Origin of the sequence: Sulfobacillus sp. hq2 (assembly GCF_002903155.1) — a bacterium.
Lineage (GTDB): Bacteria > Bacillota > Sulfobacillia > Sulfobacillales > Sulfobacillaceae > Sulfobacillus > Sulfobacillus thermotolerans.
Map to the genome: position 1 here is coordinate 333,221 of NZ_NWUL01000031.1, position 17,632 is coordinate 350,852.

General features: G+C 50.8%; 24 protein-coding genes. 20 read left to right on the top strand and 4 right to left on the bottom strand.

The annotated features are described in order from the left end of the window. Positions 1-38: 38 nt before the first annotated feature. The 9 genes from CO251_RS08540 (at position 39) to CO251_RS08575 (ending at position 4,703) form a co-directional block, all read left to right on the top strand. Positions 39-479: a glycine cleavage system protein H gene (locus CO251_RS08540; protein ID WP_103375360.1), complete on the top strand. Its 441-nt coding sequence runs from the start codon at positions 39-41 to the stop codon at positions 477-479. 51 nt (positions 480-530) lie between these two features. Continuing rightward, positions 531-1,007, top strand: coding sequence for a biotin/lipoyl-containing protein (locus tag CO251_RS08545; protein ID WP_103375361.1), 477 nt, complete (start codon positions 531-533; stop codon positions 1,005-1,007). Positions 1,008-1,009: 2 nt separating this feature from the next. Next, positions 1,010-2,119: a biotin/lipoate A/B protein ligase family protein gene (locus CO251_RS08550; protein WP_207654656.1), complete on the top strand. Its 1,110-nt coding sequence runs from the start codon at positions 1,010-1,012 to the stop codon at positions 2,117-2,119. Further along, positions 2,116-2,370: a sulfurtransferase TusA family protein gene (locus CO251_RS08555; protein ID WP_103375362.1), complete on the top strand. Its 255-nt coding sequence runs from the start codon at positions 2,116-2,118 to the stop codon at positions 2,368-2,370. The genes CO251_RS08550 and CO251_RS08555 overlap by 4 nt, the downstream gene beginning before the upstream one ends. A 21-nt stretch (positions 2,371-2,391) precedes the next feature. Beyond that, positions 2,392-2,769 (top strand): DsrE family protein, encoded by a 378-nt coding sequence (locus CO251_RS08560; protein WP_103375363.1) that lies wholly within the window; start codon positions 2,392-2,394, stop codon positions 2,767-2,769. Between the two features lie 16 nt (positions 2,770-2,785). Next, the gene (locus CO251_RS08565; protein WP_103375364.1) at positions 2,786-3,241 is read left to right on the top strand and encodes a GAF domain-containing protein; all 456 of its coding nucleotides are present in this window, start codon (positions 2,786-2,788) and stop codon (positions 3,239-3,241) included. Between the two features lie 111 nt (positions 3,242-3,352). Beyond that, entirely contained in the window at positions 3,353-3,685 is a 333-nt protein-coding gene (locus CO251_RS08570; RefSeq protein WP_103375365.1) for a hypothetical protein, read from the top strand. 62 nt (positions 3,686-3,747) lie between these two features. Continuing rightward, a complete protein-coding gene (locus CO251_RS17380; RefSeq protein ID WP_158246250.1) occupies positions 3,748-3,906 on the top strand; it encodes a hypothetical protein in 159 nt (52 codons plus the stop codon). Positions 3,907-3,977: 71 nt separating this feature from the next. Then, positions 3,978-4,703 carry a PrsW family glutamic-type intramembrane protease gene (locus CO251_RS08575; RefSeq protein WP_242968498.1) on the top strand — a complete coding sequence of 242 codons (726 nt, stop codon included), beginning with the start codon at positions 3,978-3,980 and terminating at the stop codon, positions 4,701-4,703. Here CO251_RS08575 and CO251_RS08580 read toward each other — a convergent pair. Further along, positions 4,700-5,644, bottom strand: a complete 945-nt coding sequence (locus CO251_RS08580; RefSeq protein ID WP_103375367.1) for a ribose-phosphate pyrophosphokinase — start codon at positions 5,642-5,644, stop codon at positions 4,700-4,702. The two genes, CO251_RS08575 and CO251_RS08580, sit on opposite strands and share 4 nt — an antisense overlap. A gap of 410 nt (positions 5,645-6,054) precedes the next feature. On the opposite strand from CO251_RS08580, the gene proB reads away from it, so the two are divergent. The 5 genes from proB (at position 6,055) to CO251_RS08605 (ending at position 9,836) form a co-directional block, all read left to right on the top strand. Then, positions 6,055-6,840, top strand: coding sequence for a glutamate 5-kinase (gene proB, locus CO251_RS08585; RefSeq protein ID WP_103375368.1), 786 nt, complete (start codon positions 6,055-6,057; stop codon positions 6,838-6,840). Between the two features lie 50 nt (positions 6,841-6,890). Continuing rightward, on the top strand, positions 6,891-8,123 hold the full coding sequence (locus CO251_RS08590) for a glutamate-5-semialdehyde dehydrogenase (protein ID WP_103375369.1): 1,233 nt from the start codon (positions 6,891-6,893) through the stop codon (positions 8,121-8,123). Between the two features lie 172 nt (positions 8,124-8,295). Then, entirely contained in the window at positions 8,296-8,856 is a 561-nt protein-coding gene (locus CO251_RS08595) for a phosphatase PAP2 family protein (protein WP_103375370.1), read from the top strand. Beyond that, a complete protein-coding gene (locus CO251_RS08600; protein ID WP_242968481.1) occupies positions 8,837-9,445 on the top strand; it encodes a uracil-DNA glycosylase in 609 nt (202 codons plus the stop codon). The genes CO251_RS08595 and CO251_RS08600 overlap by 20 nt, the downstream gene beginning before the upstream one ends. Before the next feature lie 46 nt (positions 9,446-9,491). After that, complete coding sequence (locus CO251_RS08605; protein ID WP_103375371.1) at positions 9,492-9,836, top strand: rhodanese-like domain-containing protein; 345 nt, start codon at positions 9,492-9,494, stop codon at positions 9,834-9,836. A gap of 15 nt (positions 9,837-9,851) precedes the next feature. Here CO251_RS08605 and CO251_RS08610 read toward each other — a convergent pair whose 3' ends face one another. Genes CO251_RS08610 through CO251_RS08620 form a run of 3 tightly spaced genes read right to left on the bottom strand, consistent with a single transcriptional unit; the run spans position 9,852 to position 11,731 of the window. Continuing rightward, positions 9,852-10,688: a site-2 protease family protein gene (locus tag CO251_RS08610; RefSeq protein WP_103375372.1), complete on the bottom strand. Its 837-nt coding sequence runs from the start codon at positions 10,686-10,688 to the stop codon at positions 9,852-9,854. 24 nt (positions 10,689-10,712) lie between these two features. Then, positions 10,713-11,540, bottom strand: a complete 828-nt coding sequence (locus CO251_RS08615; protein WP_103375373.1) for a sulfurtransferase — start codon at positions 11,538-11,540, stop codon at positions 10,713-10,715. Further along, the gene (locus CO251_RS08620; protein WP_103375374.1) at positions 11,537-11,731 is read right to left on the bottom strand and encodes a hypothetical protein; all 195 of its coding nucleotides are present in this window, start codon (positions 11,729-11,731) and stop codon (positions 11,537-11,539) included. The genes CO251_RS08615 and CO251_RS08620 overlap by 4 nt, the downstream gene beginning before the upstream one ends. A 265-nt stretch (positions 11,732-11,996) precedes the next feature. Here CO251_RS08620 and CO251_RS08625 point away from each other — a divergent pair, with 265 nt between their 5' ends. The 6 genes from CO251_RS08625 to ald all read left to right on the top strand — a co-directional run bounded on the left by CO251_RS08625 (position 11,997) and on the right by ald (position 17,479). Beyond that, positions 11,997-12,362, top strand: coding sequence for a DUF423 domain-containing protein (locus CO251_RS08625; RefSeq protein WP_173677085.1), 366 nt, complete (start codon positions 11,997-11,999; stop codon positions 12,360-12,362). Positions 12,363-12,394: 32 nt separating this feature from the next. Then, complete coding sequence (locus tag CO251_RS08630; RefSeq protein ID WP_146039031.1) at positions 12,395-13,111, top strand: PilZ domain-containing protein; 717 nt, start codon at positions 12,395-12,397, stop codon at positions 13,109-13,111. 114 nt (positions 13,112-13,225) lie between these two features. Beyond that, positions 13,226-13,399, top strand: coding sequence for a hypothetical protein (locus CO251_RS17385; protein WP_158246252.1), 174 nt, complete (start codon positions 13,226-13,228; stop codon positions 13,397-13,399). Beyond that, positions 13,392-14,480, top strand: coding sequence for an alkaline phosphatase family protein (locus CO251_RS08635; protein ID WP_103375376.1), 1,089 nt, complete (start codon positions 13,392-13,394; stop codon positions 14,478-14,480). Before CO251_RS17385 ends, CO251_RS08635 begins: the two co-directional genes overlap by 8 nt. 336 nt (positions 14,481-14,816) lie before the next feature. Next, positions 14,817-16,262, top strand: a complete 1,446-nt coding sequence (locus tag CO251_RS08640) for an amino acid permease (RefSeq protein WP_103375521.1) — start codon at positions 14,817-14,819, stop codon at positions 16,260-16,262. 98 nt (positions 16,263-16,360) lie between these two features. Next, positions 16,361-17,479 carry an alanine dehydrogenase gene (gene ald / locus CO251_RS08645; protein ID WP_103375377.1) on the top strand — a complete coding sequence of 373 codons (1,119 nt, stop codon included), beginning with the start codon at positions 16,361-16,363 and terminating at the stop codon, positions 17,477-17,479. The last annotated feature ends 153 nt before the right edge of the window (positions 17,480-17,632 follow it).

The window sequence follows — 17,632 nt, forward strand, 5'->3', positions numbered from 1 at the left end:
GGATGAAGGTATTGATAACGCATAAGGAGGAGTTAGGGGTGTCAGACGTACACGGCTGTAATCTTCCAGATGATTTATATTATTGGATCGAAAAGCACACATGGGCGAAACCGCAGGATGACGGAACCATATTGGTGGGGTTAACGGATGTGGCTCAAAACATGGCGGGAAAAATTATTGTCGTGAATATGCGGTCGCGCGGTAAAACGCTTGCCCGTGGGAAAAGTGGTGGGACGCTGGAGAGTGGAAAATGGGTGGGAGCCATTCCGACGCCCGTGGCGGGGGAGGTTCTCGAGGTGAATGAGACGGTCCGGTCTCAGCCTCAGTTGGTTAATGACGATCCTTATGGCGCGGGATGGTTGCTAAAAATTAAGCCCTCAAATTGGGATGACGATGCTAAGCTTCTGGCGTTTGGGTCAGACGGAATCGCCCAGTACCAGGCAAAACTCGAACAAGACGGAATCCAATGCGCCAAGTAGCAGCGTGTAGATCCCGTCCGAAGCGTTGGGCACAGACAAAGGGGGGGGAGTATGGCTCAGGTTTTTGCCTGCGAGTTTCCAGACGTGTATTGGTTTGACGTGGAACGGGATGTTTGGGTAATGCCTCAGCCATCTGGACAGCTGCGCATGGGCATGACGGATCCCGCTCAAACTCGAGCAGGCAAGGTGTTGCATGTGCGTGCTAAAACGGGCAAAACCGTTGTGGAAGGGCAAAATCTAGCGACCATTGAGTCGGCGAAATGGGTGGGGCCGTTTCCGGCACCGTGTGAGGGTCTGGTTGTCGCGGTGAATCCAATTGTGATGACTGACCCCAATGAGATCAATCGCGATCCTTATGGGCAAGGATGGATTGTCGAACTGCAACCGTCCTCAGATGTTTGGAGGAGTACTTTGATGACGGGCCCAAAGGCCATCGATGCTTACCGTGAAAAACTTCGGGCGGAAGGTTTAACGTGCATGCGGTGTGTGCCACCGTCCGATGATCTTAGTCCAGAGAGTGAGGAATAGCGGTGCGCTACGTGAATTTAGGAGTTGTAGACGCACGGTGGTCACAGGCCGTGTATCATGCTTTAGCGCACCGTATGAAGAGCAACGACGAGCCGACTCTGGTGACTGTGAGTCCCAATCGCCCGTATGTGTGTGTGGGCTACCACCAATTGGCGAGTCGGGAAATTGATCGCGTTTACTGTGAACAGCATAACATTCCTGTCGGACGACGTTGGGTTGGGGGTGGAGCCGTATACTTAGATCAGGGCCAGGTATTTTGGCACTTAATTTTGCCAAAAGTATCCGGGACTATTGACCAGCTATATCGGCGCGTTTTATCGGTACCGATTGCAACGTATCAGGCTATGGGCATTGAAGCGACATTTCGACCCGTCAACGATATCGTTGTGGGACCTCGAAAAATTGGAGGCACAGGGGCTTCGACGATAGGGATTGCGACTGTTGTCGTGGGAAGTCTGATGTGGGATTTCAACATGTCCCTGATGGCACGGGTATTGCGGGTTCCTTCAGAAAAGTTTCGGGATAAAATGGTCAAGAGTCTTGAGGATTACATGACGACGATTTCACGAGAATTACGTAGCGTACCCGATAGATCTCGTGTTACCGACGACCTCGTCGAGCGTTTTGCGGCCCTCTTGGGAGAACCTGTTCATTCCAGCGTATTGACGGCAGGCGAGGTTCAAGAGATGGAACGCTTAGCGGACGAATTGTTTAGCCCGACATTTGTTTATGGGGCAGAACATGGGTTGATAGAGGCGGGTGTAAAAATCCGTTCAGGCGTCTATGTGTATGAAGGGGTCATTAAAGCACCGGGCGGGTTGGTGCGATTCATTTATCGTGACAATGAAGGTGTATTTGAGCAAGTGAGTCTGTCTGGAGACTTTTTTTTGACACCTTGGAACAGTCCGGCACTTGCTGAGTGGGAAAAGAGTTTCGAGGGACAACCGATTAATCATGAGACAGTTCAGCGCAAAGCCCAGGAATTATTTGATGCTGTTAGCATTTCTGGGGTGCGACCAGAGCATATCGTGGCTTGTTTCCTTGAGGCTCAAACACGCCGGGTGACGGATGATCCGTCCAATTCAGTGACATTAAAAGGGGGATTATTATGAGTGAGATAACCAATGGTCCGATTGAAGCCGATTTGAAAGTTGATGCATCAGGATTGAAGTGTCCAATGCCAGTCATTCGCGCGAAAAAAGGCATTACGAGTGTAGAGGTCGGTCAAATTGTCGAAATTCTATCCACGGATCCCGGATCTATGGCCGATTTTAAGGCGTGGTCACGATCGACCGGTCACGATTTGTTGTCGGCCGAACAAGACGGTGAAGTCTTCCGGTTTTTTATTCGCCGCACCAAATAATCCAAAAAAGGGGGCGTTTTCATGTCTGATGTGAAAAAGTACTTATACATTCTCACGACAGGGCCAGAAGTTGCCTACCGGGCAGCCTCGCCATTTTTTCTGGCAACGACCGCAGCTTTGATGGACCATGAGGTGTCAATGGTTTTCACGATACGGGGGACCGCTTTACTAAAGAAAGGAGTCGCTGAAGAGTTAACCGTCAAAGAAGGCGGAGATGGCGCCAAACTGCAGTTTTTTGTAGACCAGGCACGTGATGCCGGCGTTAAATTTTATGTCTGCGCACCGAGTTTGGACTTAAATGACTGCACATTAGACGACCTTATCGAGAATGAAGGGGTTGTTGGGGGCAGTGCGGTCAACGAAATGGCCTTGGAATCGGATGTCGTGATTACCTTTTAAGCCAATACTCAGGAGGATGAACGCTACGGCAGCATATCAAGAAGCATTGGCCCAGCTTGACCAATGGCGTGAGGTCCCGGAGGCAGATGACGTGGCGATCATGGCGAATTTGGTCGCCATACTGAAATCCTTGTGGCCGCATTGTACATGGATTGGATTTTATCGGGCGCCTTTTGCGGGACAGGATTTAGTGCTGGGCCCATTTTGGGGAGATCCCGCACCGTTGGTTGTTCCTTGGGGTTCGGGCGTTATAGGGTCGTGTGCCCAAGAACGGGCCGTTCAGATTGTCGGCGCGGTTAGCCGATTTGCGGGCTATATTCCGGCAGTCTCCCGGACTCAAAGTGAGGTGGCGTGGCCAATTATTCGGGGCACTCATCTCTATGCGGTGCTGGATTGTCAAGCAGCCGAAGAAAATGGATTCGATTTAGCGGACATTGAGTGGATGGGAAAATTTGCTGACCGTCTCAGCTAGAAGAGATGACGCGCATGGCCCACGAAAGGGTCGTGCGCGTTTTTTGATATGGTCGGCCATTTGGCATTGCCTTTAGCCGATAATCGGTATAATGAAAGGGAGGTAAGACTTTTGGATGAGAATGAATTACGACTCGATTATTGGGTGGCTACGCGTACGAATCCGAAATTCCCCTTATGGGTAATCTTTAAGGAAATTGGCCACCGTGATGGGCAAGGGGAGGCCTACGGCCGACGGTCATTGCGACCAGTGCGCGAGATGTTGCGTGATCTCGAAGACAGCGAGTGGATTCCTAAGGCAGCTGAAGGTTTGGCGGTTCCAGAACAGGAACTACGGGCTGCTCTATGGTACGCGATTTGGCTTATCGACCAAAAGGAACCGCCCCCCGAGTGGAAAGAATGGAATGATAAGGTTGACGAAGCATGGCGCAAAGGGTGGCGATAAACGCTTACAAAGACCCATTGGACCATTTGCTTGAAACTGTGGAAGACACAAGGAGATGACCAGTGTGCATTTACTTCCGGGAACGAATCGATGTGTCCAATGCGGTGATACGGTTGATGAAGTATTGTGTGACACCTGCCGAAGTCAACGGAATGGCATTTTTTCAATTGCGTATCGTCGGTTACCGCAAAACTCGTTGTTATACCTCTTCAGTATCATAAAATCCCGGTTGTTTCTAGGTTTGCTCTTGTTTGCCATTGTTCCTATTTTATTAGGAGATTTGCACTTGAACGTGGTAGACGGGATGATGGTATATTTTTCGCTCTTTTGGTTTTTTATCTTTCAGCCCATCATGACGGCCCAAATGGCAATGCCATTTCGGTCCATTGTGCTCGACATCGCGGCCTATGTATTTACAGGGATCGTAGGCGTGTTGTTTGCCTTGGCGGTGGAATCTTTTTGGATTGGACATGGGGCTAATCTTTTATTAAATTCCTCGTACTTATTGATTTCCGCTCCGGCGTACATTATTTTCATTGGATTAACTGAAGAGTTTGCGAAACAAATTTTTGTCCTCTTGCTATTCACCGTGAATCGTGTGCAGAAAAAAGTCTGGAACCCTTTGGTCTATATGATGATTGGTATCAGCTCAGGCCTCGGATTTTCGGCTGTGGAGAATATTTCCTACGTGGAGCATGGGATTACATTTGACGTGTTGCACAAGACGATTGGCTTGGGGACCATTACGGCTCTCACGCGCGCCTTGTATACTCCCTTTTTACATGCCATCTGGGCCGGAATTGTGGCTTATGGGTTGGGTATAGTCGCTCACCGTGGTTACCGGGATTGGCATTTAGCTGTCGGCGCTTTTCTTTTAGCCGCCATGTTTCATGGATTTTATGATGCGTCCCTCAGAGCTCATGGGGGGTTATCAGTTCTTGACGTGGCTCTTTCCTACTTGGTGTTTCTGAGTTTGTTGTTGAACAATCGTCGGCAAAGAAGTTCCCTTGTGGATTAAACGTCAAAGAGACTAGAGACCGAGAGATTTTCATGGATGCGCATGATGGCTTCCGCTAATAGGGGAGCCATGGAGATGATGTGCATATTAGGAGATAGATCAGCTATGGGAATGGTATCCGTAAGTAGAATGTCTTCGAGAGGCAACTGCGATAGCAATGCGGTGGCGGATCCTGAAAGAACGGGATGGGTCGCTGCCACATAAACCGCCGTAGCGCCAAGATGGCTGACGGACTGTACGGCCCGCGCGACCGTTTTACCGGTATCAATCAAGTCGTCAAGGATGACGACGCGGCGGTTTTTTACGTTGCCAATGACATGGACGACTTCGGGCATTCCTAGCTCCGTTATGCGCTTATCTATAAAGCCTAACGGGGCCCCTAGCATTTTGGCCATTTGACGCGCGCGGTGGACACCGCGGGCATCCGGAGACACAATCATCAGGTTGTCCAGCTCCTTCTTGCGCAGGGCTGTAGCAAACGTGGGCGCGCTCTGAAGGTTATCGACAGGAATATCAAAAAAACCCTGTAGTTGCGGCATATGCAGGTCGATCGTGAGCAGTCTATGCGCGCCGGCCGTGGCCATGAGGTTGGCCACGAGCTTTGCTGAGATCGGTTCTCGTCCACGCTCTTTTCGGTCTTGTCGGCTATATCCATAAAATGGCGTAACCGCTGTGACGCGACGTGCCGATGCCCGCCGGGCAGCATCGATTAACAGTAAGAGTTCCATTAAATTGTCATTAACCGGGAAAGATGTGGGTTGAAGAATGAATACGTCACAGCCGCGTACGTTATCCAGAATACGAATGCGGATTTCTCCATTAGCAAACCGTCCCACGTCGGCGGCGGTCAACGCAATGCCGAGGTGGCGGGCAATGTCTTCAGACAACGCACGGTTTGCCGTTCCTGATAAGAGTTTTATAGGCCCTTCACGCTCAAACATACAGTCTCCTTCCAGCTTTAAAGCATTTGAGTTGACGGATCGTGGGGATCCTTGGTGCCCAAGGTTGATCGGCTTGCGAAAATCTTGACAGCGGCGCCATGAGATCATTATCATAAAGGCAATTTATTATATCAGGGAAGAGCGTTTTGTGTGGAAATTTTCCGCAGAATTCTTCCCTCGCAATGATGAAGCCATCACTCTTTGTCTTAACAAAGCGAGCCAGGTTGTGTGAGAGCTGGTGTTAAGGGGGAGTGTGCCCCACTTCGGAGCCATTCTGCGATGAGTAGAACGGGCCGGCCGTTACCCGGACGACAAGGGGCCGCGCCAAGGCGGCAACCGAGGTGGTACCGCGGATTTTATCCGTCCTCACGATGAGGGCGGTTTTTTGTTTTCTTTGAGGAGGGTTTTCGGTGCGCGTTGTCGTAAAAATCGGAACGTCAAGTATTTGTGGGGACGATGGGCTTCTTATGGAAGAACGTGTCCAAGACTTAGCCCAGCAAATGGCATGGGCATGTGAGCACCATCATGAGCTGATTGTGGTGTCCTCGGGAGCCGTAGGTGCAGGAATCGGCCAAACGGGCCGCCATCCCATGGATTTAGTCGAGAAACAAGCACTCGCAGCTATTGGACAGGCTCAATTGATTCAAGCATATCAACGCCATTTGCCGGGCATTGCAGTCGCCCAAATCCTGTTGACCCGGGCAGATCTTGAACATGGTGAAGGACGGGATAATGCCTCTAACACACTACAGCGTTTACTGGCATGGGGCGCATTGCCCATTGTCAACGAGAACGACACGGTGACCCATGAGGAAATTCGGATTGGGGATAATGACACCTTGGCAGCTCGGGTAGCGCAGCTCGTTCATGCGGAGTTATTAGTGTTGCTTTCCGATGTTGATGGACTCTATACGGCTGACCCTCGCACATCCCCCCACGCACAGCATATTAGCCGAGTGCAATGGGTGACGGATGAAATGTTGTCACAACATGCTGTCAGTCGAGGACCGTGGGGAACAGGGGGCATGCAGACCAAATTACAGGCCGCTGCTTTGGCACAGGAGAGTCGGATACGCACCGTGCTAGCCGATAGTCGAACCCCTGACGTTCTTATGCATTTGTTGCAAGGATTACCACTGCGCGCAACCTATTTTCTAGGCCAGGAGAATCCCGATCATATTCCTTCCATGGAATAGAAAGAACCTTGTGCAGGAGACAGACAACCAAAGATAGAGAGGAAATGACCATGTTAGAAGCGATGTTGAAAAACGCGCAAGCGGCTCAAAAAGAGTGGGCATTATCACATACGCAAGTGAGAAACGACGCCCTCGAGCAAATGATCCACCTGGTGCGCCGTGATCAAGACAAGATTCTCTCAGCTAATCGACGCGATCTGGACGCCGCTAGCGAGTTGCCTAAGGCCTTGGCTAATCGATTGGCCTTAAGCCCCGAAGGATTGTCTAAGCTGTTGCAGGGCTTAAAGGTAGTGATAGATCAACCGGATCCCTTGGGAACCGGGATGGGGCAACGTACGTTGCCTAATGGGTTGAGCATCGAGGCGATCCGAGTGCCTCTTGGCACGATTGGATTAATCTTCGAAAGTCGTCCTGGTGTGGCGATTGAAGCCGTCGCGCTTGCCCTTAAGGCAGGAAACGCGATGATTCTGCGCTCTGGTCATGAGGCAAAAGGAACCGTGGCAGCAATCGTCGCGTGTTGGCAAGAGGCGTTGACCAAGACAGGATTCCGGGCAGATCTTGTTCAACAAATTCTGGACCCGGACCGGAAGTATGTGGATGCCTTACTCCACTTGCGCGGCCTCGATCTGTTGATTCCCCGCGGAGGCCCCGCTTTGATTCAAAAAGTGGTAGCCGAGGCCACCGTTCCCGTGATTGAAACAGGCGTCGGAAATTGTCACGTATATGTCGATCGCCAAGCCGATTTGGACATGGCGGTGAACATTGTGATTAATGCCAAAGTGTCAAATCCGGCCGTGTGTAATGCAGCCGAGACGGTTTTGGTGCATCAGGATATTGCCGAACAGCTGTTGCCAGAGCTGGCTAAGGCACTGTCAGCTCAAGGCGTCCAGTTGCATGCCGATTCGCGTGCACTATCGCTTATACCTGGAGCCGTATTGGCGACCAATGAGGATTTTGCGAAGGAATACCTTAGCTTAGACCTCGCGGTTCGCGTAGTGGCCAATATCGATGAAGCCATTGCCCATATTGAGCAATACGGTACCAAGCATTCGGAGACGATTGTGACCAATGATTACTCACAAGGCGAACGGTTTCTCAAAATGGTGGATGCGGCAGCGGTTTATATTAATGCGTCCACTAGATTTACCGACGGCTACCAATTTGGATTCGGAGGAGAAGTCGGAATCTCAACCCAGAAACTTCATGCCCGAGGGCCTATGGGATTAGAAGCGTTAACCACGTGGAAATGGGTTGGGCGCGGTCACGGTCAGATTCGCAGTTAACCAGATCATACGCCCATTCCATACTTGATGGTAGCCACGGCCATATCTTTATGAGTAAAATATCGCTATGCGAAAGTTTTCTTGGATAGGGCTGTCCATAGCGGCATTTGTCGTTGCGGCGCTTCTAGCTCCTTCACCGGAGATAATGGGGTTGAATAGAAGCATCAGTCGCATGCTTGAGCCGTTGGGGCACAGGTGGCCGTTCCTGCAATTGATTTGGGTTGTTGGGGGACTACCCCTAACTACTTTGCTTGTCATTTACCAAGCGAGTGGGCGATGGGGACGGCAGACACACGAATGGCGCCTGTTATGGGGGTTTATCGGCGGAAGTATTGTGGAGCTGATTCTGAAGCACTATATCGCGACGCCTCTGCCCATCAATGTGGCGGCCCCTCCTCCTTATGCACAAATTACGGCGTGGACCAATATTGAGCCGGCAACCGTGGTGGCATGGCTTGGAGCATTAGTTCCCACGCATGGTTTGCATCACGCGGCTCGGTCATTCTTACGGGGTTCGTTCCCTAGTGGCCACGTGTTTCGCATTACGTATGCCTATGGTCTCTTCTTACGTAACTGGACTTATGGGATTTTGATTCTGATTGCAGCATTTGCTGTTGTCGCGACGGGAGGGCACTGGCCATGGGATACGGTTGGAGGCGCGTTATTAGGAATGACAAGCCGGCTTGTGGCAAGGTCAAAAAGGAGCGGGCGTGGTGAATCAGCATACGAATAAGGAAAAAGCTCTAGAGGCATTGCGACTTCAGATGGAACCTTGCCATCAGTGTGGATTGCGCGATCAAGCACATGGTGTCGTGTTCGGGGAAGGCGATCCGCAGGCGGATATTGTACTGATTGGAGAGGGTCCGGGTCGCGAAGAAGATCGTCTTCTTCGACCATTTGTTGGCGCAGCCGGCCAACTGCTGGACAAGATGTTGGCGGCAATCGAGATGGACCGATTCCACGGTATCTACATTCTTAATGTCGTAAAGTGTCGCCCGCCTCAAAACCGGGTGCCTACGCCAGCGGAACGTAAAGCGTGTTGGCCGCATTTGGCGGCACAATTGAGGATCTTGTCGCCTCAAGTGGTGGTGCTGCTAGGTACAACCGCCGTGCAAACATTGCTCGGCATCTCGCGTCTATCCGAGGCCCGGGGCCGTTGGCATGAACGAGGCGGTGTGTGGTTTCGGGCAACTTATCATCCCGCTGCATTGTTGCGCAATCCGCATTGGAAAGAGGGGGCGTGGCAAGATTTGCAAGAGGTGCAGGCCAAAATCCTTGCATTACGCCAGAAAGCGGGCGAGGTATCGGAAATCGGTAAATAAGCTTTGGTGGGACTAGGGTGATATTGGGAGAAAGGAAGATTGCGTGATGAATTTGTTGAACTTATTTCGCCACCCGCCTCAGCTGCGAGATCTTACGCCGCAAGACCTTGACAACTTTATCCATGCACAAGATCCGGTCGTCATCGATGTGCGCACGCCTACCGAGTATCAGGCGGGGCATCTCCCAAAAGCCGTTCTCGCGCCTCTTGGAACCACATTGCAGCATATCACGCATGTGGGTCATGAGCGGCCTGTGGTCTTGATCTGTAAGACAGGGCATCGTAGTCAAGCTGCGGCGTGGGAGTTGTTAGCGGAAGGGTTTACGCACGTCTATCACTTAAAAGGGGGCATGGACCACTGGAAAAAGTATGAAAAGAGTCAACAGAGGTAAGGGGCACCTGCGAGTTTAGTGCCAAACGGGCGATCCAGCACTCAGATACCCGACAATCGAGAGGCCCATCAAGCCTGCCCAGAGAAGGCCATAGGTCCATTTTCGTCGTATAGCAATGGCGTTGTAGGCGGCTGAAACAGGATGTTTTAGCCTTCCAATAAAGTTCCACACGATGAAGATGAGGATAATAACAGAGACTGGGTCGACCGTAAGAGCGCCGGTTAACGGATTGAAAAATAACAGGACGAGCAGTCCGATAAGGCCCGGACCCCATGCTTTCCATCCTAAAAAGGCCACCGTGCGCCCTCCATCTAAAGGCACCACCGGAATTAAGTTAAAGATATGCATGAAAAAGCCAAAGACGGCTAGCCATTGCAATACGGCCAGATGCGTAGTGAGGTAGAGTCCGTAACAGACCAGAGTGGCTGCTAGCCCAAATATGGGGCCGGCAATGCCAATAAAGGCTTCGTCATCGGCGTTGCGGGGACTTTGGCGTATATTGATGACCGCGCCCAAAAAGGGAATAAAGGTCGGCCAAGACGCAGGAATATGCCGCTTCCGGTTTGCCAACACATGGCCCGATTCATGGATGGCAATTAAAATCACCAGCCCAATGCCAAAGGCCCATCCAAATGCCAGACCATACACCAGCATCGAGAGCACCACACTACCAAAAAGCAGCAAAACTTTCGCTTTATAAATGATCGCCAACAACGAGAGGATGCGACTTTTCCACGAGTTACGCCCCTTACGCGGTATAGGTGGAGGCGAGTAGGGTGAAAATGGCGCCGTTTCTCCGGATATGGGGGTGGCGTGGGGGGATTGGTGCTCTGGGTCATGATATCCTGGCAATGCTAGTCCTCCTTATGCCAAATATTATACACGGCCTCTAGCCACCGGAGCTGTCTCGTAAGAAATCCAGTCACTGTAGCTGCCGGCATACAACACGGCGGGGATATCCAGTAAGTGCAATGCCAATACATTAGAGCAAGCCGAAACACCGGATCCGCAGTAAACAAGTGGAGGTTGTTTGGTGTCAATGTTGGCAAAGTGTTGGCGTAAATCGTGTAATGGTCGAAAGTGGGCAGGCTTGTCATAAACTTCGGCCCAATCGCGGTGGATGGCTCCAGGTATGCGTCCGGGAATAGGATCGATGGGCTCGTACTCCCCAATAAACCGTTCATACGACCGGGAGTCAATAAGAGTTTGATCCGAATGACGAGTGATAACCTCTTCACGCGTCGCAAGCCATTCGGTGTGAGGAGTAAGAATCAATGTCGGTGTGCGAGATATGGCAGGTTTCTTTGTAGACACAGGTAATTTAGCGGTTATCCATGCCAAATACCCGCCTTGTAGGACCCGGATATTCGTCAAACCATAATAACCAGCTAACCACCATAAATGGGCAGCACCTGAGCCATCCGTATCGTATGCCACCAAGGTTTTCTCTTCGGTCATTCCTATGCGAGACAACACGTGGGCAAACTGTTCGCGGTCTGGGAGAGGATGACGCCCTCCGTGCACACCGATGGGGCCGCATAAATCGCGCTCTAAATCCAAAAAGAAAGCTCCTGGGATATGTCCTTTCTGATAATCGATATAAGCCTGAGCCGGAGCCAATAAATTATAACGGCAATCTGCAATGACTACGTTCTCCGGATCTTGGGCTGCCAGCCATTGCGCATCGACTAATGGATGTTTCATGAGTTCCCTTTCCGCGGTCGTTCGGACACCGAAACAGCACAACTCGTTGTCGCGGGCCACCAGTTTCGTCCTGTTAGGTGGGTAATCAATCGAGCGACAAACGGATAAATGGCAATGATGATGAACCACGGGTGGATAAAGCTGGCTAAGACTCCGAGAATGACAAGATTTTTAGACCATAATGTACACATGATTGCACCTCCTTGCCACTAGTATTATGCGCTTTGGAGGGATGATTTGTCTATTCAGGGGCATTGAGAATCCATGATAGCCCAAGACTCCGGTGGCGTGCTGTCAGGCTTGTTAGGGAATCGTGAAAGATTAAAGGGCTCATGGCTGTCGAGATATTTCAGGGTTCTAGTTACAAAATCACAGCGCAAAACCTTTGTGAAGCATGGCTCAGCGCGGTACCATAAGATGATGGCAACAATAGACAATGGGGGTCGGGACCATACGATGTTTCTTTCACTAGGGGCGGTGATGGCGCTTTTGGGAGTAGCGTTAGGGGCCTTTGGAGCTCATGCGTTACGTGCGAAATTGGATGAGAAAAGCTTAGCCAACTATCAAACCGGTGTGCAATACCAAATGTATCATGCCCTTGGACTTTTGGTCACAGGACTGGTGAGCATTAAGGCACCGGGCACGACTCTTTTAGCCTGGGCGGGATGGCTTTTTGTGGTGGGTATTGTGCTCTTTTCTGGAAGTCTTTATGTGCTTTCCATCACAGGCCGTCGCAAATGGGGAATGGTTACGCCGTTTGGGGGACTTGCGTTTATCGTGGCGTGGGCGATGTTGGCTGCGGCAGGTTGGAAGGTCGCCTAACCTCAAATATGGTATATCCCAAAGAGGAGTGAATGATGGTGGTATGGGGAAAAAAATCGGTTTCTTCCAAAGCGCCTAGTCCCGGTATCGCGGATGCGCTGAAACCACCCTTGCAATCGTTTGTGTCGCTGCAAACATTGGATGAACCACAGGCGCACACGTGGACGTCGCGTCTTATCCGCCGAGATGGAGTCTACGATTATCTTGACGCATTGCGTGATAGACGGGGGGACGTCGTTCAAGGGTGGAGCCTTCAGGGGCAGCCCATGCGGCTGTACTGGGGCCAAGACCGATATTTGTGGCAATACAAAGTGCAAATCATCATGGTTTTGGATCCCTTACCAGCCATGCAAGTTACCTATTTAGAGCCTCCCGTCCGTACGAATCGGCGCCGAGAGTGGCGAAGTGAAGATCACGGGTATCATATGCGCGGACGGGTTCAGGTTTGCGAGGATGTGGGACCGGTAGAGATATCGGCATGGACAACGGTGTCCCGAGACTTTTCTTATTCCGGCATTCGGTTCTTTAGCCCCATGGTATTGCCCATCGGCTCACATGTTACAACGCAATGGCAATGGGATCAGCCAGGAGAATTTCAAGGGCGACTTCAGATCGTGCGTCTCGATACCGGCCGCGCGCAATATCGTGAAGCCGAAGGGGTTAATGTGGTGGGCCTGTGGGATCCTGCTCTGGAGGGGGAGCAGGCAAATGCCTGGCAAGCATTCTGCTTGCATCATCGTTACCGCTAAATCGTAAAAATAGTGTCGAAAAAGGGAATAATACCCTCATAATCGGTTCATCTGGCGCGAATACTATATCAAGAAGAAACGCGACGGAGATGACGATTTTAGGGGGGATTGGTGATGAATCTTGTCGAACGAATTGTTGAGGCAGGCCAGCCATTAAATCCGGAACAACTGCGCGTATTATTAGCGGGGTGCCAAATCTATGTGACGGTTGAGGAAGCTGTCCATCTGTTTACCGTGTACGGGAGCCTGACAACCCTGACCAAAAAGCAGACGTTCTGTCGTGTCTAAATGGCAATCAGGAAAGAAGGCCGTTCGCGTTATTATTGGAGGTGCGGCCGCTATAGCTGCGGTGGCCGTCGCCGTGAAAATGGCCATCGGACCCCAATTTCAAAGAGCGATACCTCAGCCATCCCGTCCCCCCGTACCGAATTTTTCACACGTTGTTGTGATTATGATGGAGAATCACGGGGATGCGGCTTTGCTAGGCAATCGTGCTGCACCCTATATCAATCAACTCGTAAGGCGTGATGGATTTGACCGTAATTATTTCGGCGTGACCCATGTCAGCCTTCCCAATTATGTGGCATTACTCACTGGTGAGACCGGTCATACCCATTCCGATGACCCCAATCAAACGTTTAATCAACGTTCGTTACCCCAGCAATTAACTGCCGTGCACAAAACATGGCAGGCTGTCATGCAAAGTATTCCCTCATCCAATTTTCAAGGCAATTGGTATCCTGGTAATGCGCAAAGCACGACTCCCCCCTCTAATGCCTTGTATGCCAAGAAACATAATCCCTTCGCGTTGCTTTTGCCGTTGCGGTCATCCTTGGCACGACATACCGTGACGCTTTCCCGATTTCAAGAGGAGTTGCAACAAGGACACGTACCTCAGTTCGTGTGGATTACTCCCAACTTATGTGACGATATGCATGGGCAACAGCCGGGACCTGGAAACAGCTGTCCGGTTTCAAGTTCTCAACACTTAGTGCAATCGGGGGACCGGTTTTTGGCGCGCCTCATTCCTCAAATTATTCACTCCAAAAGTTGGAATCGGCGGTCGGTTTTGTTTTTAACGTGGGATGAGACGAATACCCCAGCCAACTTGCTATCTGTGGAGAATTTGCGGAGGTATTTGGCGCCGGGGCCCGCGTCTCCCGTGGTGCCTTGGGTTCATATTGCCATAGGCGGAGGGAAAATACCTCTGATTGTTATCGTAGGTCAGGGCGAAAAGATTGACACCAATTTATGGGCGGATCATTACAGTATTTTGAAAACCATCGAAGATAGCTGGCACTTGCGCTATCTGGGGCATGCCAACAGTGCGCAAGTGCCAGTATTGCTCCCGTTTTTTAAAAAACAATAAAAGCATTCTCCGGTGTTAAAGTGCCGAAGAATGCTCGTAATTCGCCACTCTTGTTAGTCATTGAGGTTGTAGTCACGGTATAGGATAGGAGCAATAATGGCAATCGCTCCTATAAAGAATATACCAATTACTGCAATAACCAGAAGGTCACCTGTGGTAATCATCGCGATCCCTCCCTTACACATGAACATAGAGACTAAGAAAGCCTCTAAAGTTCTAGTCATATTGTATCACGAAACGATCCAAACGTTTCTATGGATTGTCTGGATAAGACCCCAACATCCGTCTAACGCACCGTGCATAGGCCCGTGGTTTTTAGCGCATCATACAACCACTATGAACAAAGTGAAAGCGCCGACACGGCACAGCAAACCAACTGAAACGCGCCTTATCAGCAGTCGTTACGGATCGGGGCCAAAGCCGCCGAGTCCTCGAAATATTGGCGCCAATAGTTTAACATTAATGACAGTAGGCGGCATTATGGGGTCCGGGCTATTTTTGGCTGTGGGCCAGGCCATTCGTTTGGCAGGACCAGCTATTGTCATTTCAATGCTAATCGGCGTCACCATTATGGCGCTAGAAGTGATGGCTTTATCAGAAATGGCGGTGGCCGACCGTGAACGAGGTTCTTTTCTAGCATTTGCCCACCATGCTTTAGGTCCTGGGGCGGCTTTTGTAGGAGGATGGATTTTTTGGTTTTCGAGCATCCTCAACATCTCAGCCGAAGCGACCGCGGGAGCAATCTTTACTCGACTATGGTTCCCTAGCATTCCTGTGTATGTCTTTAGTGTAGGCTATGCCATTATTGTCGTGGGCATTAATTTTTTGACGGTCCGCGGCTTTAGTACAGTGGAGTCGTGGATGTCCGGCACGAAAATTACGGCGACGGTGGTCTTCATTTTACTTGCGGCGGCGGCGCTTGCAGGATTATTGCCTGTACATACCGCTGCAGGCGTTCACGGCTGGTATCAGAAACCCAGCTTTTTCCCGCATGGCGTGATTGGTGTTTTCGCGGCTATGGTCTTGGTGTTGTTTTCGATGTCCGGCACGGGTGTTTTAGGGCTCGCGGCCCCCAATGTGAAAGATGCCGACCACACGATTGCGAAAAGCATTCGGAATACTATTATAGCGATTTATGTGTTGTATGTTGGAGCGGCTCTAGGCTTGACGGGGCTGTTGCTGTGGTCCACTGTTCCCACCGCACAAAGTCCTTTTACAGCGGCGCTCCGTACGTTGCCATGGGGATGGTTGGTCAATTTCTTTAACTTGGTGATTCTGTTAGCCGTTTTGAGTGCCATGAATGCAGGACTGTTTGCCACCGACCGGGTTTTGGCCACTTTAGGGCGAATTCATGCCGCTCCGCACATCGTCAGTCGAGAATCTCATGGCATTCCGCGTATGGCGAACTTAGTGACGGGGATTTTGTTTATCGTTATTAGTGGCCTTGCCTATTTCTTGCCAAAAACGGCGTATCTGTATCTTGTTACGGCCACCGGATTTCAAGCGCTATTTATCTGGGGGCTCATCATTGTCACGCAAATCGTCTATCACAAGGTTCTTTTAAAAGAAGGGAAAGAACTTCCATTCCGGATGAAAGGTTATCCTTATACCTCGATTTTAGCGGTGGCTTTAATTGTTGGCGTGATTGCAACCGCACCGCTGGCTCCGCATGAAATGACCGCATTAGAAATCAGTGTGGGCGCCTCAGTTATCTTTTTCTTGGCCTATCTTCCGGTACGTGCTAGGCGTTTGCACAGTTCTCAACGTTCTCAGGGAAAATGAGTTTACGTGAAATTGTGGTGTGTTAGAATGAGTCGTGATGCGGGCTTGGGAGCTCCTCACAATATTATGAGACGCTATCGGGAAGAAGGGGCAATTCAGTGCGAATCGGCTTGCCAACAGAAATTAAAATCGATGAAAATCGGGTGGCGTTAACCCCAGCAGGGGTTATGGCCCTCACACGGGATGGGCACCAAGTTTTGGTGCAAGAAGGCGCCGGTATTGGCAGCGGATTTCTTGATGATCAGTACCGCAGTGCCGGAGCGACGTTAGTCCGTGATGCGGCCTCCGTATGGAACGAGGCGGACATGGTCGTGAAAGTCAAAGAGCCGTTACCAGACGAGTATCAGTATTTTCGTCGAGACTTGGTTCTCTTTACATACTTGCATTTGGCACCAGAACCAGGTCTCACTCATGCCTTGGTGGAATCGGGAATCACCGCGATTGCCTATGAAACGGTGCAAGCACCCGACGGCTCGTTACCATTGTTAACGCCGATGAGTGAAGTGGCCGGCCGAATGGCCACGCAAATCGGTGCTCATTTTTTGGAAAAGGCGCAAGGCGGCCGTGGAATTTTGTTAGGTGGGGTGCCTGGGGTCTTGCCCGGAAAGGTCCTCGTTATCGGAGGAGGCATCGTTGGCACGAACGCGGCCCGCATTGCGCTGGGCTTAGGGGCTGATGTCACGATCGTGGACATCAATGCCGATCGCCTAAGGCAGTTGGACGACATGTTTCATGGTCACGTGCGGACACTAATGTCCAACGAGTACAATATTGCCGATGCGGTGAAAACTGCGGATTTGCTTGTGGGAGCGGTATTAATTCCCGGTGCGCGGGCACCGCATTTGGTCAGTGAAGCGATGGTTCAAAGCATGCAGACAGGATCTGTGATTGTGGATGTTGCCATTGATCAAGGAGGGTCGATTGCGACGATTGATCATGTGACCACACACACGAATCCAACGTACGTGAAATATGGGGTGGTCCATTATGCCGTAGCTAACATGCCAGGAGCTGTGGCTCGCACGTCGACGCTGGCGCTTACCAATGTGACTTTGCGCTATGCGCGCCAGCTGGCACAGCATGGGGCAGTTCGGGCCATGCAGTTAGATCCGGCTTTAGCGAAGGGCTTAAATGTGTATCAGGGTCAGGTCACTTTTCAAGCCGTAGCAGAATCGCATAATCTTCCATACGTACCGGTTCAAGAAGTGATCGGCTAAGCGTTTGACGCGAAAACTGGATACAAGCTCCTCGAATTTTGTTCGGGGGGCCTTTTAATTTTTTACGAAGGCAACACAAAAAGCAGGACATTGGCAGCTATACGTCGAATTTGTTGAAATATCAATATAACGGACGAATATATCAGTAGAAAT

Coding starts and splice junctions, on each gene's coding strand:
- CO251_RS08595 (WP_103375370.1), top strand. CDS start 8,296: ATGCTTGAGCCGTTGGGGCACAGGTGGCCGTTCCTGCAATTGATTTGG.
- CO251_RS08590 (WP_103375369.1), top strand. CDS start 6,891: ATGTTAGAAGCGATGTTGAAAAACGCGCAAGCGGCTCAAAAAGAGTGG.
- CO251_RS08555 (WP_103375362.1), top strand. CDS start 2,116: ATGAGTGAGATAACCAATGGTCCGATTGAAGCCGATTTGAAAGTTGAT.
- CO251_RS08545 (WP_103375361.1), top strand. CDS start 531: ATGGCTCAGGTTTTTGCCTGCGAGTTTCCAGACGTGTATTGGTTTGAC.
- CO251_RS08630 (WP_146039031.1), top strand. CDS start 12,395: ATGATGGTGGTATGGGGAAAAAAATCGGTTTCTTCCAAAGCGCCTAGT.
- CO251_RS08560 (WP_103375363.1), top strand. CDS start 2,392: ATGTCTGATGTGAAAAAGTACTTATACATTCTCACGACAGGGCCAGAA.
- CO251_RS08580 (WP_103375367.1), bottom strand. CDS start 5,644: ATGTTTGAGCGTGAAGGGCCTATAAAACTCTTATCAGGAACGGCAAAC.
- CO251_RS08620 (WP_103375374.1), bottom strand. CDS start 11,731: ATGTGTACATTATGGTCTAAAAATCTTGTCATTCTCGGAGTCTTAGCC.
- CO251_RS17385 (WP_158246252.1), top strand. CDS start 13,226: ATGAATCTTGTCGAACGAATTGTTGAGGCAGGCCAGCCATTAAATCCG.
- CO251_RS08565 (WP_103375364.1), top strand. CDS start 2,786: ATGAACGCTACGGCAGCATATCAAGAAGCATTGGCCCAGCTTGACCAA.
- CO251_RS08615 (WP_103375373.1), bottom strand. CDS start 11,540: ATGAAACATCCATTAGTCGATGCGCAATGGCTGGCAGCCCAAGATCCG.
- CO251_RS08625 (WP_173677085.1), top strand. CDS start 11,997: ATGTTTCTTTCACTAGGGGCGGTGATGGCGCTTTTGGGAGTAGCGTTA.
- CO251_RS08640 (WP_103375521.1), top strand. CDS start 14,817: ATGAACAAAGTGAAAGCGCCGACACGGCACAGCAAACCAACTGAAACG.
- CO251_RS08605 (WP_103375371.1), top strand. CDS start 9,492: ATGAATTTGTTGAACTTATTTCGCCACCCGCCTCAGCTGCGAGATCTT.